Annotated in this window: 17 protein-coding genes; 15 read left to right on the forward strand and 2 right to left on the reverse strand. The window is 43.8% G+C overall.

The features are described from left to right. Positions 1-65 precede the first annotated feature (65 nt). The 15 genes from C1A07_RS10960 (at position 66) to C1A07_RS11030 (ending at position 15,873) form a co-directional block, all read left to right on the forward strand. On the forward strand, positions 66-806 hold the full coding sequence (locus C1A07_RS10960) for a replication initiator protein A (protein WP_101877139.1): 741 nt from the start codon (positions 66-68) through the stop codon (positions 804-806). Then, positions 803-1,657 carry an ATP-binding protein gene (locus C1A07_RS10965; protein WP_101877140.1) on the forward strand — a complete coding sequence of 285 codons (855 nt, stop codon included), beginning with the start codon at positions 803-805 and terminating at the stop codon, positions 1,655-1,657. Before C1A07_RS10960 ends, C1A07_RS10965 begins: the two co-directional genes overlap by 4 nt. Beyond that, positions 1,654-1,848, forward strand: coding sequence for an excisionase (locus tag C1A07_RS10970; protein ID WP_101877141.1), 195 nt, complete (start codon positions 1,654-1,656; stop codon positions 1,846-1,848). The genes C1A07_RS10965 and C1A07_RS10970 overlap by 4 nt, the downstream gene beginning before the upstream one ends. 86 nt (positions 1,849-1,934) lie before the next feature. Next, positions 1,935-3,134: a tyrosine-type recombinase/integrase gene (locus C1A07_RS10975; protein ID WP_101877142.1), complete on the forward strand. Its 1,200-nt coding sequence runs from the start codon at positions 1,935-1,937 to the stop codon at positions 3,132-3,134. Between the two features lie 186 nt (positions 3,135-3,320). Then, a complete protein-coding gene (locus C1A07_RS10980) occupies positions 3,321-3,791 on the forward strand; it encodes a low molecular weight protein-tyrosine-phosphatase (protein ID WP_101877143.1) in 471 nt (156 codons plus the stop codon). Next, complete coding sequence (locus C1A07_RS10985; protein WP_101877144.1) at positions 3,788-4,609, forward strand: MerR family transcriptional regulator; 822 nt, start codon at positions 3,788-3,790, stop codon at positions 4,607-4,609. The genes C1A07_RS10980 and C1A07_RS10985 overlap by 4 nt, the downstream gene beginning before the upstream one ends. Positions 4,610-4,714: 105 nt before the next feature. After that, complete coding sequence (locus C1A07_RS10990; protein WP_101877145.1) at positions 4,715-6,052, forward strand: MATE family efflux transporter; 1,338 nt, start codon at positions 4,715-4,717, stop codon at positions 6,050-6,052. A 76-nt stretch (positions 6,053-6,128) separates the two neighbouring features. Then, the gene (gene ymfI / locus C1A07_RS10995) at positions 6,129-6,860 is read left to right on the forward strand and encodes an elongation factor P 5-aminopentanone reductase (protein ID WP_101877146.1); all 732 of its coding nucleotides are present in this window, start codon (positions 6,129-6,131) and stop codon (positions 6,858-6,860) included. Positions 6,861-7,009: 149 nt separating this feature from the next. Further along, a complete protein-coding gene (gene trxB, locus C1A07_RS11000) occupies positions 7,010-7,927 on the forward strand; it encodes a thioredoxin-disulfide reductase (protein WP_101877147.1) in 918 nt (305 codons plus the stop codon). Positions 7,928-8,002: 75 nt separating this feature from the next. Then, a complete protein-coding gene (locus tag C1A07_RS11005; RefSeq protein ID WP_242972363.1) occupies positions 8,003-9,079 on the forward strand; it encodes a C40 family peptidase in 1,077 nt (358 codons plus the stop codon). A 189-nt stretch (positions 9,080-9,268) separates the two neighbouring features. Beyond that, entirely contained in the window at positions 9,269-11,164 is a 1,896-nt protein-coding gene (locus C1A07_RS11010; protein ID WP_101877149.1) for a sigma 54-interacting transcriptional regulator, read from the forward strand. A gap of 217 nt (positions 11,165-11,381) precedes the next feature. Next, the gene (locus tag C1A07_RS11015; RefSeq protein ID WP_101877150.1) at positions 11,382-12,788 is read left to right on the forward strand and encodes a flagellar biosynthesis protein FlgA; all 1,407 of its coding nucleotides are present in this window, start codon (positions 11,382-11,384) and stop codon (positions 12,786-12,788) included. A gap of 12 nt (positions 12,789-12,800) precedes the next feature. Further along, complete coding sequence (locus C1A07_RS11020) at positions 12,801-13,877, forward strand: tripartite tricarboxylate transporter substrate binding protein (RefSeq protein ID WP_180952232.1); 1,077 nt, start codon at positions 12,801-12,803, stop codon at positions 13,875-13,877. 30 nt (positions 13,878-13,907) lie between these two features. Continuing rightward, positions 13,908-14,345, forward strand: coding sequence for a tripartite tricarboxylate transporter TctB family protein (locus tag C1A07_RS11025; protein ID WP_180952233.1), 438 nt, complete (start codon positions 13,908-13,910; stop codon positions 14,343-14,345). A gap of 16 nt (positions 14,346-14,361) precedes the next feature. Next, positions 14,362-15,873 (forward strand): tripartite tricarboxylate transporter permease, encoded by a 1,512-nt coding sequence (locus C1A07_RS11030; RefSeq protein WP_180952234.1) that lies wholly within the window; start codon positions 14,362-14,364, stop codon positions 15,871-15,873. A 106-nt stretch (positions 15,874-15,979) separates the two neighbouring features. Here C1A07_RS11030 and C1A07_RS11035 read toward each other — a convergent pair whose 3' ends face one another. Next, the gene (locus C1A07_RS11035) at positions 15,980-16,204 is read right to left on the reverse strand and encodes a hypothetical protein (RefSeq protein ID WP_101878124.1); all 225 of its coding nucleotides are present in this window, start codon (positions 16,202-16,204) and stop codon (positions 15,980-15,982) included. 96 nt (positions 16,205-16,300) lie between these two features. Beyond that, positions 16,301-16,828, reverse strand: coding sequence for a ribosome hibernation-promoting factor, HPF/YfiA family (gene hpf / locus C1A07_RS11040; protein WP_101877153.1), 528 nt, complete (start codon positions 16,826-16,828; stop codon positions 16,301-16,303). Positions 16,829-16,993: the final 165 nt, after the last annotated feature.

Here is a 16,993-nt window from a genome sequence, read left to right on the forward strand (position 1 = left end):
CCCCTAAAAGCGTAACAGAACCCATAGACAGACACCACAAGGAGGTGAACCCTATCGCTGATTATATGACCGCAGAAACGGAGCTGCCCGCTTACCTGCCTTACCCCCGTTTCCTGCTGAAAATGGACATATCCCACACAGCCAAGCTGCTGTATGCGCTGCTGTTAGACCGTTCCACCCTTTCCCAGAAGAACGGCTGGCAGGACAGCGAGGGGCGGACATACATTGTCTACCCCATAGCAGAGATAGCGGAAATGCTGGATAAAGGCTGTACCACCATAAAGGGCGCACTGAACGAACTGGACGCTGCCGGGCTGCTGGAACGCAGACGGACAGGCTTTTCTGCCGCCAACCGTCTGTATGTAAAAGTGCCGGATATTCCAGTGGTACAGTTTTCCGACCAACTGACGGACGGAAAACCGCCCCTCATAAGGGCAGGAAACCGACCAACTGACAGCCGGAAAACTGACCTTATGACGGTCGGAAAACCGTCCCCTAACCAAACTAATATAAACAACCTAATAGAGAGCCAAACAAAAAGAGCGAGTGAGGGGCAGCCCCCCGCCGCTTATGGCAGATATAAAAATGTATTCCTTTCTGACGCAGAACTTTTGGAGCTGGAACAGGATTTCCCCGGCAAGTGGGAGTATTACCTTGACCGGCTTTCCTGTCATATCGCTTCCACCGGGAAGCAGTACCACAGCCATGCAGCCACCATTTACAAGTGGGCGCAGGAGGACGCTGCCAAAGAGAAGCCAAAGAAAGGAATACCGGACTATTCGTTCAAGGAGGGAGAAAGCCTATGACCGATACAATCCACAACACCATACTGCCTATGACCGACACCACAGCCGAGCCGGAGGATTACACCGGGGAGGACGGGCTGTTATACTGCGGCAAATGCCACAAACCCAAAGAAGCCTATTTCCCGGAGGGCAAGACCTTTTTCGGGCGTGATCGCCACCCGTCAGAGTGCGACTGCCAGCGGGCAGCCCGTAAGGAACGGGAAGCCGCCGAGAAGCAGCGCAGCCACCTTGAAACGGTGGAACGACTGAAACGGCAGGGATTTACAGACAAGACCATGCAGGACTGGACATTTGCCAACGATAACGGAAGCTGTCCGCAGATGAAGAACGCCGCCGGATATGTGGCACGCTGGGAACAGATAAAGGACGGGAACTACGGGCTGCTCTTGTGGGGAAAGGTAGGCACTGGAAAAAGCTATTTTGCCGGGTGTATCGCAAACGCCCTCATGGAACAGGAAGTCCCGGTATGCATGACAAACTTTGCAACGATACTCAACGACCTTGCCGCCAGCTTTGCGGGCAGGAATGAATATATTTCCCGCCTTTGCAGCTTCCCCCTGCTCATAATTGACGATTTTGGAATGGAACGTGGCACAGAATACGGTTTGGAACAGGTCTACAATGTGATTGACAGCCGATACCGGAGCAGGAAGCCGCTGATTGTGACGACCAACCTCACGCTGGAGGAATTGCAGCACCCGGAGGACACCGCCCACGCCCGGATTTATGACCGGCTGCTTGAAATGTGTTCCCCTCTCTGCTTTACCGGGGAGAATTTGAGGAAAGCCGCCGCACAGGGGAAAATGGAACGATTGAAACGGCTGCTTGCCGGAAAGGAGATTTGCCTATGAAAGAAGTCCCGATTTGGGAAAAGAGTAATTTGGGTTTGGAAGAAGCGGCGGCTTATTCCGGAATCGGTATCAATAAATTACGGGAGCTTACCAGTGATAAAAACTGCCATTTTGTTTTATGGGTAGGAAATAAACGACTGATTAAACGACGCCTGTTCGACCAGTACATAGAACAGGAATATTCTATTTGAAATTTAGTGATGTGAAAATAGGGCTTGATATGATACAATGAAAGTGTCATATCAAGGCTCTTTCCATTACGGAAAGGAGTTTGACAATGTCCGAAAAACGCAAAGACAATAAAGGACGAATCCTGCGGACAGGAGAGAGCCAGAGAAAAGACCTGATTTATCAATATCGCTACACAGACATTCGTGGAAAGCGGCAGACAGTTTATTCTTCTGATTTGAAAGAACTGCGGGAAAAAGAGAAAGAAATCCAGAAGCAGCTTGATGAAGGGATTGACTATGCCGCTGGAAAGGCAACCGTGATTGCCCTTGTGGAACGCTATATCAGCTTGAAACAGGGCGTGCGCTACAATACCAAAGTCGGTTACAATTTTGTTCTGAACCTGATTAAGAAAGAAGATTTTGGCTACCGGCAGATAAGGGATATTAGGGTATCAGACGCACAAAAATGGATTATGAAACTGCATGAGGACGGTAAAGGCTACAGTACCATTACCAGTGTCCGGGGCGTTGTCAAACCGGCGTTCCAAATGGCTTACAACGAGGACATTATTCGCAGAAATCCCTTTGACTTCAAACTGGTAGATGTTGTTCCAAACGATTCACAGAAGCGTATTGCCATGACCGAAGAACAGCAGACCCTTTGGATGGAATTTATCCGAGAGGATAAGACCTATACCAAATATTATGATGAATTTGTTGTGCTGCTGGGAACTGGTATGCGTGTCAGTGAATTTTGTGGATTGACAAAAGGCGATTTGGATTTTGGAAATCGGAGAATCCGGGTAGACCACCAGCTTGTCAGAGAACGGGGCGGCAAATATTATGTGGAGAAAACTAAGACAGAATGCGGCTGCCGTTTTATTCCCATGACGGAGGAAGTTTACCAAAGTCTGAAAAATATCCTTGACCACCGCAAGCAGCTTAAAACGGAAATGATTGTGGACGGTTACAGCGGTTTTATTCTGTTGGATAAGGACGATAAGCCTAAAGTTGCCCTGCATATTGAAAATGAAATGCGCTGGGCGATGAAAAAGTACAAGAAGTTGTACCCGGACAAGCCGCTGCCGCATATCACGCCCCATGTGTTTCGCCATACTTTCTGTACGAATATGGCAAGTGCCGGTATGGATATTAAAAACTTGCAGTATATCATGGGGCACTCTGATGTAGGCGTAACGCTGAATGTTTACACCCATGCAAGCTATGACCGGGCGGCAGAACAGATGTCAAAGATTATTGATTTTAAGGGGATTGACGCACAGGGAAAGCGAAGAAAATCAGGCTGAAAATACACCAAATTACTACACCACTTACTACACCACTTACTACACCACTTACTACACCATTTGCCCGTGAATTTATGTAGATTTACATAGAATTGCGTAGGTTTTGGGCAAAACATGAAAATTGAAAAAAGTGCCTAAGAGCCAGTAATATCAAGGTTTGAAGGCTTATGAAGGGATATAAGAGATATGATTAAAATACTATTTATCTGCCACGGCAACATCTGCCGTTCTCCCATGGCAGAGTTTGTTTTCCGCCACATGGTTAAAGAGCGGGGGATGGGGGACAAGTTTCACATTGCCTCCTGCGCCACCAGCACAGAAGAAATCGGAAATCCGGTGCACCGGGGAACACGGGAGAAGCTGAGGCAGTATGGGATTTCCACAGAAGGAAAATATGCGGTGCAGCTGAGAAAAAAAGATTATGATGATTACGATTATCTTTTAGGAATGGATACGTGGAATATTAGAAATATTCTAAGAATTGTAAAATCAGATCCGGAGAACAAGGTGCACCGGCTGCTGGATTTTTCCAAAGAGCCCAGGGATATTGCAGATCCATGGTATACAGGAAACTTTGACGTTACTTACAATGATATTGTGGAAGGCTGCCAGGCCTTTCTTGACTATTTAAAGGAGCACAGAAGGGAGCAGTTTTGAAAGAACTGTTTACAATAGGAGAAATAGGACGTTTATTTCAAATGAACATACGGACTCTGCGTTATTATGACCAGATCGGCCTTTTAAGGCCGGAAAAGGTGGATTTAAAGACTGGATACCGCTTCTATTCTACAAAGCAATTTGAGCGCTTAAATACCATCAAATATTTAAGAGATTTAGATGTCCCCATTGAAAAGATTATCAGGTTTTTTGAAAATAAAGACGCGGAGAATTTAATGGAGCTTTTAGAGGAGCAGAGGGAAGATATTCAGCTGATGAAATCCCGCCTAGACAGGATTGAAAGGAAGCTGGAAAGGCGCATTACCCAGCTTTCTGACGCTTTGTCTTCAAAGCTTTATGTAATTTGGGAAGTAAATATTCCCAAGAGAAAAATCGCTTTTTTAAGGCGGGAAATTCCCTTGGAAGAGGATTTAGAATATCCTATTCGGGAACTGGAGCAGATCCGCCATCTGGAGCCTATGATGTTTCTGGGAAAAGTGGGAGTATCTGTGGCAAAAGAAAATGTGGTCCGGCAGAAGCTTGGCCATTTTTCAGGGATTTTTGTATTTTTGGAGCAGGAGGACAACTACAAAGGGGCAGAAGAATATCTTCAGGAGTCGCTGTATGTAACTGTTCGCTATTCCGGCACCCACCGGGAGGCAGGAGAGTCCTACAGAAAGCTGCTTCAATATATGGAAGAAAAACAATATGAATGCACGGGAGATTCTATAGAAATTACATTAATAGACTCTGGCTTTACAAATGATCTGGAAAAATATATAACAGAAATTCAAATTCCTGTGAAGAAAAAAACTTGACCCTCTAGTTACTAGAGGGTTTATTCTTTCATAAGAGATTATGTTCTATGAAATAAAATGTGTTTTATGTGAATGTTTCCAGAATAATGATAAAGGAGAATTTTTATGAAACCGGAGAATAATTTAACAGAGGGAAATATCATGGGAGTACTGCTCCGTTTTTCTGTTCCGTTTTTGATTGCCAATATTATTCAGGCTCTTTACGGAGCTGTGGATTTAATGGTAATCGGAAGATATTGTTCCCCTGAAAGTGTGGCGGCTGTTTCCACAGGAACTCAGGTGACTCAGATCATTACAAGCATGGTGACAGGCCTGACCTTGGGAGGAACTATTCTGGTAGGCAAGTATACAGGTATGAAAAATGAAGAAGAAACTAGAAAAACAGTGGCTACTACTTTAACACTGTTTTTTATAGTGGCAGTGATTTTAACTGCAGGTATGATACTTTGCGTGAACCCTATTCTTTTGGCCTTAAAAACTCCTGAGGCTGCCTTTGACTTAGCCAGACAATATGTAGTGATCTGTGCCTGGGGCATTGTTTTTACCTGCGGCTATAATGCAATCAGCGCTATTTTAAGAGGATACGGCGATTCTAAAAGACCTATGATGTTTATTGCCCTTTCCTGTATATTAAACATTATAGGAGACATTGTTTTAGTGAAATATGCAGGTATGGGAGTAGCAGGAGTAGCTATAGCCACTATTGGCTCCCAGGGCTTCAGTATGTTTGCAGCCATGTGGTACTTAAATAAGCATAAATTTATATTTACATTTCATTTTAGCAGCTTTCGGATTGACAGAGAAAGAGCAAAAGAGCTGGCGATGGTGGGAGTGCCAATTTCTATTCAGGAATGTATGGTCCGCCTTTCCTTTTTATATTTGACCTCAGTTACAAACCGCCTGGGGGTGGAAGCGGCGGCGGCAGTAGGCGTAGCCAGCAAATATGACGTGTTTGCCATGCTTCCCGCCACCTCCATAGCCAGCGCCCTGGCGGCCATTACTGCCCAGAATTATGGCGCCGGGAAGCTGAAAAGAGCTAAAACATCTCTGGCTGCAGGTCTGGGATTTGCAGTGACAGCTTCCGCCTGCTTTTGGCTTTGGGCACAACTGTCCCCGGAAACAATGATCGGAGTATTTACAAAAGACCCTGATATTATTCAAACAGGAATTCCGTTTTTCAAATCCTGCAGTTACGATTATTTAGCAGTCAGCTTTGTATTTTGTTTAAACGGATACTTAAACGGCCGGTCTCAGACGATTTTCACTATGATCAGCGTGTGCATAGGAGCGCTGGCTTTAAGAATGCCTTTAATTTATTTTGCATTTACATATTGCTCTGACAATCTAATGGCCATTGGCTCTATTGCCCCGGCAGTTTCCGGGATTATGGCAATATATACTTCTGTTTATGTGTGGAGGAAAATGAAGCAGGAAGTTGTTTAAGGAAAATGTTTAAGCTATCATTCACTGTACACCGCTTCTTGTGTAGTATATAATAGAAAGTACAGAGGTGATGAATATGGCAAGAAAAATTGTTTTAGTGACAGGGGCCTCCAGGGGAATTGGTAAGGCCATCGCTGTAAAATTTGCAAAAAAAGGTTATGGAGTTGCCATTAATTGTGTAAAAAATGAGGAATGTCTTCTTCAGACAAAGAAGGAAATCGAATCCTTCCAGGTTCCTTGTCTGGCTTATGTGGGAGACATGGGGGACAGCGGCAGCTGTGAAGAGTTTTTTAAAATGGTGAGAAAACGTCTAGGCTCCCCTGATGTAATTGTAAATAATGCGGGAATTTCCTACATAGGTCTGCTTCAGGATATGAGCGACGGAGATTGGGACAGAATTATAAGAACAAACTTAACATCTGTATTTAACTGCTGCCGTCAGGCAATACCAGACATGATAGGGGCAAAAGCCGGAAAAATCATTAATATTTCATCTGTCTGGGGAGTGGCGGGGGCTTCCTGTGAAGTGGCCTATTCTGCAACGAAAGGCGGGGTAAATACCTTTACAAAAGCTTTAGCAAAAGAGCTGGGGCCCAGCAATATACAGGTAAATGCTGTGGCCTGCGGAGCCATTGACACAGAAATGAATCAGTGGATGGAGGAAGATGAGCTTATTAGCCTGATTGAAGAAATTCCTTCCGGCCGCCTTGGAAAAGCAGAGGAAGTAGCAGATTTAGTGTATCATTTGGCATACAAAAGCAATTACCTAACAGGTCAGATAATCAGTCTGGACGGAGGATGGATATAGAAAATTTCCAGAATTTGTCACAGGTATCTTAAATTTTTATTACATTTTATTACAACACTGTTTTATAATTGTATTATTCTGGATAACTGTGATATACTATAATTCAGTTTATGTAAAGTAATTATTTTCAAAAAGAATGGAGATGTATAATGGGAGAGATTTATGATGTAGTGATTATCGGTTCCGGACCTGCCGGTCTGGCGGCTGCTATTTATGCGGAGCGGGCAGAATTGAACGCCATTGTAATAGAAAAAAATGTAGTAAGCGGAGGTCAGGTTCTGACCACATATGAGGTTGACAATTATCCTGGAGTTCAGGGAATCGGCGGCTTTGATTTAGGAATGAAATTCAGAGAACATGCAGACGGGCTGGGAGCTACATTTGTGGAGGACGAAGTAGTAAAGATTGAGACTGATGAGAAGATAAAAAAGGTAGTATGTGCCGGCGGCACATATGAGGCCAGGACAGTTGTAATTGCCACTGGAGCCAGCCATAGAAAGCTGGGAGTTCCTGGGGAGGAACAGCTGACAGGAATAGGCGTTTCCTATTGCGCCACATGCGACGGAGCATTCTTCAGAGGAAAAACTACAGCAGTAGTGGGGGGAGGAGACGTGGCTTTAGAGGACGCTATTTTCCTTGCCAGATTGTGTAAGAAAGTTTATGTTATTCACAGAAGAAATGAGTTCAGAGGCGCCAGAAGTCTTCAGAAGAAACTGCTTTCCCTGGAAAATGTAGAGATTGTCTGGGACAGTGTGGCAGAAGAAATTATAGGCTCAGATCATGTAGAAGCCTTAAAGGTTTCCAATGTAAAGACAGGAGAGAAAACAGATCTGGCTGTAGACGGAGTATTTATTGCGGTGGGTATCACGCCTAACAGCAGCGGATTTGAAGGACTGGCAGATATGGATCACGGATATTTTAAAGCAGGCGAGGACTGCTGCACATCTTCAAAAGGGATATTTGCGGCAGGAGACGTGCGCACAAAGCAGCTGCGCCAGATTGTAACTGCAGTGGCAGACGGGGCCAACGCAATTACCAGCATTGAGCGTTATTTGACAGAAGAGTAGGAGGAGCAGTTCCAGATGAGAAAAATATGGAAAATACTGCTGACAGGCTGCTGCTGTGCCTTGCTCAGTCAAAGCATGGTAATTTCCGCCTGGGCTGACAGCGCCTATGACAACGTGGCTATATCCAGAGTTACAGGATATGTTAATGTCCGCCAGGAGCCTAATACACAAAGCTCTATTATAGGAAAAATTTATAATAATTGCGCGGCCACCATTCAGTCCTCTGTAGAAGGAGAAGGGGGAACCTGGTATCAGATACAGTCGGGTTCGGTAAACGGTTATATTAAAGCCCAATACTTTATTACAGGCGCTGAGGCTGAGGCCATTGCAAAAGAAATCGGCACCACTTACGCCACAGTTAACGCCGATTCTCTGCGGTTAAGAGAGAAACCTGATTTAACAAGTAATGTTTTAACCTTGCTTTCTAAAGATGCCACGTATCAGGTAATCGGGGAAGAGGGAAATTTTGCCAAGATTGCAATAGATACAGACCTGGAAGGATATATTTCCAAGGACTATATAAAAACCACTGTAGAATTAGACAAAGCAGTGTCTTTGGCAGAGGAGGCTGCTAAGGCTGCAGAGACTCAGCAGCTGAAAGATGAGGCAGTTACAGCTATTGCTCAGATGGAGGAGGCTAAAAAGTCTGCGGAAAATAATAAGACGATTGAGGCCAATCCGGAGGGAGACGGGGTTTCCAGCACTGTATCCGCTCCTCCGGCATCTTCAGTGGCAGGGCCGGGAGAACAGGGACCTGCCGGTTCCGGCTCTGGTTCTGATCAGGTAGTTTCCGCCACCAGAAACGCGGTGGTTGCCTATGCGAAGCAATTTATAGGAAATCCGTATTTATATGGAGGGACAAGCCTGACAGAAGGGGCAGATTGTTCTGGATTTACTATGAGCGTATTTGCCCATTTTGGAATTTCCACAGGAAGAAGTTCCAGGGACCAGGCTGTAAAGGGCCGGGAGATTTCTGTGGAAAGCGTGCAGCCGGGAGATTTGCTGTTCTACGGCAGCAGCGAATACATTAACCATGTGGCCTTGTACATAGGCGGAGGAAAAGTTGTGCACTCCAGCACTCCAAAAACTGGAATTACTATTACCTCAGCTAATTACAGAACTCCGTGTAAGGCAGTATCATTTTTAGATTAACACTGTCAGTGCTCACTGATGGTAAAAATAGAGAATTGCAAAATAGACAGTCTGTGGTCATGGTTTTGTAGTTCTCTTTTTGATTCATGGAAAACTTTGCCTCCTATGAATCAAAATCTTTCGGCGGGTGGGGAGGCACACTTTTTCATATAAAGGGTAAGATATCGGAAAATTTATAAAGGAGTGAAAATGATCAGGATTTTATTTGTGATTCCCTATAAGGAGGGGGAAGCAGTAGTGCAGGAGGTTTTGGCTGAGAAAGCTTATAAAAAAGAAATTCAATATGAAACCTTAGTTGCCGGCGTAGGGGAAAGGCTGACTATTTCCCAGGACAGAGCAGATGCAATTATCAGCAGAGGTTATACGGCGGCCACATTAAAAACAGTTCAGCCGAAAATAGAGCTGCGAGTGACTGGATTTGATATTGTGCGGGCAGTAAAAGAGTGTATTGATCAATATAAATGTAAAAAAATAGCTGTGATCGGCACATTTCACATGGTATATGGGGCGGATTCTATTCAGGATTTATTTGATAATGCTCAGGTGCAATGCGTGACCTTGGAGCAGGAGGAATTGCTGCTCCCCACCATGAAAAAACTGCAAAAACAGGGGACAGATGCATTTATCGGCGGCCGTTCGCTTTATAACACGGCTAAAACCATGGGAATTTCCGCAGTGCTGCTGGGGTTTGGAAGAGAAGCGGTAAATAAAAGTATTGATGAGGCGATACGAGCTGTGGAAATCAGCAGAAGCGAAAAAGCTAAAAGTCATAGAATCCAAACAATTATGGATTATGCATTTGAGGGGATTCTTTCCGCTGACAGCCAGGGCACAGTGGTAATGGCAAATCAATATGCGGCCAATGTATTGTCAGGAGAAAAAACAGAAATTATTGACCAGAGTATATTTAAGCTATTTCCAGGTTTGCCTGTAGACCAAGTCCTGAAAAAGGGAGAGCATCTGCTGTCCTGCATGTATAGGCTGGAAAAAATGACAGTGTCAGTAAACTGTGTTCCCCTTATAACGAAAGGGGAAATTACAGGCTGCGTAGCTACCTTCCAGGATATTACCAGAATTCAGGAGGAAGAAGAAAAAATCAGAAAGCAGCTGCATAGAAAAGGGTTTGTGGCAAAATACCAATTTGAAAATATTATCGGCTCTTGCAGACAGATGAAAGATACAATAAAAACAGCGGAAAAGTTTGCAGGTTCTGATTTGAATTTATATATTTATGGAGAAACAGGTACGGGAAAAGAACTGTTTGCCCAAAGTATTCACAATGCCAGCAAAAGAAAAAACGGTCCCTTTGTGGCTATAAACTGTGCGGCTCTGCCGGAAAATCTGTTGGAAAGCGAGCTGTTTGGATATGTGGACGGAGCTTTTACAGGAGCGGCAAAGGGAGGGAAAAAAGGATTATTTGAGCTGGCTCACAACGGCACTTTATTTTTGGACGAAATCGGGGAGATGTCCTTAAAGCTGCAGGCCAGACTTTTAAGAGTTATACAGGAAAGAGAGATTATGAGGCTGGGGGACAGCAAAGTGATTCCTGTAAATGTAAGAGTTATTTCAGCTTCCAATAAAGAGCTTTACCAGGCAGTAGAGGAAGGAAATTTCAGACAGGATCTTTTATACCGGTTAAATGTGCTGTGTTTATCTGTTCCTCCTTTAAGAGAAAGGGGGAAAGATGTGCTGGCTCTGATTCAATATTATATAAATAAGGCGGTGAGAGACCACTGCTGCACAATTTACGGAATCCAAAAGGAAGCGGAACATCTGATTCTGGAATACAGCTGGCCGGGGAATGTGAGGGAACTGCGGAATTTCTGTGAAAGACTTAGCGTTTTCTGCGAGGACAAACTGGCTGACGAGGCCACCGTAAAAACTGCCATATACAGCGGCAGATCAGGGGAAGCATGGTCTGCTGAAAAAAATAGGGAAAGTCAAAGCTACAAAATAGAAGAAAAAGAAAAAATTATTTCTGCATTAAAACAGTGCAATTACAGCAGAAAAAGAACGGCGGCTTTTTTAGAAATTGACTCCAGCACCTTATATCGAAAAATGAAAAAGTATGAAATAGAAGTATAATGAAATAAAACAATGCATTTGCATGAAAAACGTGCAGAAATTAAGAGAAGAATTTTCTAATTTGTTTGCTTTGCAGGCTTTAAATAGAAATTATGTTTTCTTTAGATAGGTCTTATGAAGATAATTTTATAATTTATGGTTCTTTCTAATAGGTTGGCATAAGGTTTGCTGTATATATAGACAGAAGGCAGCAAGGAAAAATTAGGAGGAAAAATATATGATATATCACAAATTATATGATTTACATAAGGGAAAAACAACTTCAGTAGGACTGATTGGAACAGGTCATTTTGGAATCGCCGTAATTGGACAGGCTGTGCTGCAGCCACAGCTAAAGGTAGGGGCAGTGGCAGATAAAAATGAAGATGCCATCTGGAACGCGGCGGAGAAAGCCGGAATTCCAAGAGAAAGCCTAAGCTTTTGTACCAGCGTGGAGGAAGCCAAAAAGCAGCAGGAGAAGGGCCAGGTAATTGCTGTTACAGATCCTATGATTTTAATGGATTTAGATTTAGATACAATTGTGGAAGCCACAGGGAACCCGGAGGCCGGGGCCAGACACTGTATTGCCGCTATGAACCATGGAAAGCATATTGTCATGGTCAATAAGGAAACAGATTCCTGCGTAGGGCCTATTTTAAAGAAAATGGCGGAGGAGAAGGGGGTGGTATGCACCCCTGTAGACGGAGATCAGCACGGCGCTTTAATGCAGATGATTCAGTGGGCCAGAGATTTAGGGCTGGAAGTAATAAGCGCAGGAAAAAGCAGAGATGCAGAGTTTATTTATGACAGAGAAAAAAAGACAGTAACCGTTTACTGCGACGGAGGAATCACCATACCGGAAACTGTGACAGCCTGCCTTTCAGAACAAGAGTGGAGATATATGGAAACATTTCAGGATGAAAATATGGAGGCCTGCCTGAAGGCCAGGAAAAAGCTGTTGGCTCAGTTAGACCCCAGAGGAGGATTTGATTTATGTGAAATGGTTATCGCAGCCAACGCAACAGGATTACAGCCGGAAACTTCCCTGCTTTTAGATGAGATTTTAAGAACCCCGGAAATACCAATGGTCCTTTGCCATGAAAAGGACGGAGGCATTCTGAAAAAAGAGGGGGTCATTGAGGTGGTAACTAATCTCCACGAAAAGGGAGAGGCTGGTTTAGGAGGAGGAGTATTTTTAGTAGTCAGAAGTACTAATCCTTATTCCCAGATGATACTGGCCACGAAAGGGTGTTTAAGCAATACAGAAGGAAATGTGTCATTAATTTACAGGCCCTACCATTTGTGCGGCGTGGAGGCCTCCAGCACATTGCTTTGCGCAGGGCTTTTAGGAATTGATACAGGCTCCAGGGTTTATGAGCAAAATTATGACATTGTCCAGGAGGCAAAAGTAGACTTAAAGGCAGGGGAGGTTATGGGAAGCGACCATGATCCAAGGCTTTTGACTCACATGGTGCCCGCGTCCCCTGTATCAGGCCGAGGCCCGATTCCGGCCCATATGCTTAATGGAAAAGCCTTAATCTGTGATGTGCCTAAGGGGACTGTGATTACTTATGACATGGTGGAAGAGCCAAAAGACAGCGTTTTGTGGCAGTTGAGAAGAAAACAAGATGAAATGAATAAATAGGAGGAAATGAAAATGAAAAAAAGATGGTATGCATTAGTATTGGTGGGAGTGTTGATGACAGGCTGCTCAGGCGCAGGCCAGGAAACAGAGACAAAGGCTGCAGAGGCAAAAACAGAGGCCAATGCAGCAGATGACGGGGAGAACAGCCAGGAGGCAGCTGACAGTGGGGAAACAGGCTCTACATGGGAAATGAAAAAAGAGGCTGAGTATGTAGTGCCTGCTAACCCAGGCGGAGGAAGCGACATCAGCGCCAGAAAAATAGCGGAAATTGCCCAGAAAGAGAAGCTGGCAGAGAAAAATCTTATGGTTGTAAATAAACCAGGCGGAGCCTGCGCTGTAGGCTACAATTATGTGGGAACAAAAAAAGGAGATCCATATACATTGCTTTCTCTGCATTCAGGAAACATTGTAGTTTCAGAGGTTAACGGCTGGGAACAGACATGGGATGATCTGACAGATATTGTAGCCATTATGGCTTTCGACGACGTAACCTTATGTGTACAAAGCGACAGCCCATACCAGACCATTGAAGAATTGCTGGAAGCGGCAAAGGCTAATCCGGGCACCCTGAAATTTGGGTCAGACCAAAGAGGAAATACATCTCAGCTGGGCTATGAGCTGATTAAGAAATATACAGGGGCCGATTTTAACTATGTACAGTTTGACAGCTCAGGGGATGTAGCTACAGCATTATTGGGAGGACATGTAGACGTGGGAATTCTCAACCCATGCGAGTGTATTGCCCAGGTATCCTCCGGGGATTTTAAGCCAATTGTAACCTTTGCGCCAGAAAGGATTACAGGAGAATTTTTTGAGGACGTGCCTACATTTGGAGAAGCCGGATACCCGGACGTAACCTTCCGCGAGTACAGAGGACTTTCAGGAGCCAAGGATATGCCGGCTGAGGCAATGGCTTATTATGAAAATATGGCGCAGAAGATTGTGGAAACAGACGAGTGGAAAACAGGTTACTTAGAGGCCAATAGTCTGACTCCTGCATTTATGGGCCATGAGGAAGCAACAGAGTATATTAGAAATGATATGGAAACAGTGATGAACATTTTTACGGAAGTAGGGTATTTTGAATAGGTTTTAAATAGTAAAGAGAGGGGATAAATCTTGAATATAGCTTTTTCTATATTGGCAATTCTGTCCGGACTGTACTGGGCAATCAAGGGTGTGTCTTATGGCCTGTGGGTAAACCACGGGCCTGGAGGCGGTGTATTTCCTATAATAGCCGGCAGTTTGGCAGTGATTTTTGGGGTGATTTACTTAATAGGAGAGGTAAAAAGGAAATCCGTGGTGGCATTTCAGCTGAAAATGGCAGGACCTCTTCTTGCTATACTGATTACAATTTTCGCCTCCTACATGATTGGATTAATTCCGGCATTAGGCCTGTATATTATTTTATGGCTGAAGGCAGTGGAAAAATATCCGGCTGTAAAATCAGTATGTATTGGAGTTGGGACAGGGTTGTTCCTGTTTTTGGTCTTTGACTTCTGGCTGAAGGTACCTGTGCCGGTGGGAAAAATTGTGGAAATGCTGACAGCAGTGTGAAAGGAGGAAAACATCTATGGAAAATATCGGCTTACTGATGCATGGGTTTACGCTGGCTTTCAGCGCCTCTAATCTGCTGGCAGCTTTATTTGGGGCTATTGTAGGACTGATAGTGGGAGCCATGCCCGGATTGGGAGGAATTACAGGCGTGTCCCTGCTTTTGCCCCTTACATACAGTATGAGCCCCACTACAGCAATTATTATGCTGGCCTCTCTGTATTACTCTACTATGTACGGAGGCAGCTTCAGCGCTATCCTGTTAAACATTCCGGGAGATTCCCCGGCAGTAATGACGGCTTTAGACGGAAATCAGCTGACCAGAAAGGGACAGCCGGGAAGGGCTCTTGCAGCAGCCAATATTTCATCTTTTATTGGAGGAACTATCGGCATTATTCTGCTGACAATATCAGGACCAATACTGGCCAGGTTCGGATTAAAATTTGGTTCCCCTGAATTGGCTCTTTTAATTATTTTTGCAATGACATCTATTGGGTGGATTTTGGGGGACAATCCTGTAAAAGGACTGCTGGCCACAGGGCTGGGCTTAATGTTAGCCACAGTGGGAGTAGATCAGGCAGTAGGGCTTTCCAGATTCAGCTTTGGGACGATTAACTTATTATCAGGCATTTCTTTTATTCCTATGGTAATCGGTATTTTCGGATTCAGCCAGGTAATTGAAATGGCCATGCTGCCGGCCAGAAATTCTGACGAAAAAGTGCAGATCAGCAGAAAGGACTGCTATTTATCTAAATCAGAAATGAAAAGGATACTTCCCATTACCTTGAGGCAGGGGATTTTAGGCACTTTTATCGGCGTTATGCCGGGAGCCGGCGCCACTACCTCCGCGTTTCTTTCTTATATTATGGAAAAGAGAATTAATAAAAACAGAGATGAAATGGGAAAAGGCTGTATTGAAGGTGTTTCAGCCCCAGAGTCCTCCAACAATGCGGCGGCGGCCGGTGCCTTTGCTCCTCTGCTTACATTGGGAATTCCGGGAGGCTCCACTACAGCTGTTTTGTTAGGAGGCCTGATGATGTGGGGTCTTCGACCGGGACCTACCTTATTTACAGATAATCCGGATTTTGTCTGGCCTTTAATTGCTTCTATGTATTTAGGAAATATAATCTGTCTGTTAATTGCATTTTTATGTATCCCTCTTTTAGTAAAGGCTATTAAAGTGCCTAATGCTATATTGATTCCTGTTATTACGGCAATCTGCGTCATGGGGGCGTATTCCACCTCAAATAATATGTTTGACGTATACTTTATGCTGGGAGCAGGAGTAGTAGGCTATTTAATGAAGGTTTCTCAGATTCCGTCGGCGCCGCTGCTGCTTACCTTTGTACTTGCTCCGATGCTGGAAAAGTACGTGCGTCAGTCCTTTGACATGACAAGAGGAGATATTTCCATTTTCTTCAGAGGAGGTATTTGCTGGTTCTTTATTATTATGACAATACTTATGTGTACATTCCCGGTGTTAAAATCTGTGTGGGACAAAACGAAGAAAAGTAATTCAGCGGCCGGCTGACAACATATAAATAAAAATAGGGAATACAAAGGTATCAGAAGAAGGTTTTCCGTATACTTTGTATTCCCTGTTTTACATTTCTTTTATTCAAAAGTTCTTTGTAGCTTTAAAACATTTTTTCAAGTCGTTTCAGCAGCTCCAGATCTTCTTTCCTGACTTTTAAATTAGAATTCATAGTTTTTCCGTCAGGAGCTGTTACCTGAATCTCAATTACTGTTCCCTCCATAATAGCTTCCCTGTGAACTGCTTTCAAAAAAAGAGGAAACTTTGGATGGCGGGAACGAAAATGCGCCCATTCCTCTTTTAACTGCATTAATTCCATAAAATTCATTTTTTCATATTCCTCCACAAATACTCCATAATACTTGCCTTTCGCTTATACCATAAAAGAAACGCTGCCGCGGCAGCGTTTCCAAATAAATCGTTTTTAGAATTCTGGCTCAATTAAACCGTAAGTGTTGCCTTTTCTCTTGTAAACTACATTGACCTCTTCAGTTTCAGAATTTAAAAATACATAAAAGCTGTGGCCTAAAAGCTCCATCTGTACACATGCCTCTTCAGGGTCCATAGGCTTTACTCCAAACTTTTTCGTCTTCATAATCCTGACTTCGTCGTCCAGATCATATTCTTCTTTAATAAAAGCTTCAGAGAAAGAAAGGGCAGACTGTTTTTTGTCTATCAGTTTTCTTTTATATTTTTTAATCTGACGTTCAATAATCTCTTCTACTAAATCAATGGATACATACATATCGCTGCTGGACTCTTCCGCACGGATAATATTGCCTTTCATAGGAATAGTTACCTCAATCTTCTGGCGGTCCTTCTGAACACTTAAAGTTACAATTACCTCTGTGTCAGGAGTAAAGTACCGCTCCAGCTTGCCAATCTTGTCCTCCACTGCCTGTTTCAAACCAGGAGTTACCTCAATATTTCTGCCTGTAATCACATAACGCATAAACTATCAGCTCCTTTTTCTTGTGATAACATTAGTATACCATATAAATTCATAATACTCAATCTGATTCTCATAAATATTTTGACAATTATTCTAAATTCTTTCTAAAATGCTGCTTCTAATTCATATAATATAGTGTTGCATTACTATCTGTCCCCTCAAGAA

The organism is Lachnoclostridium edouardi (genome assembly GCF_900240245.1).
GTDB lineage: Bacteria > Bacillota > Clostridia > Lachnospirales > Lachnospiraceae > Lachnoclostridium_A > Lachnoclostridium_A edouardi.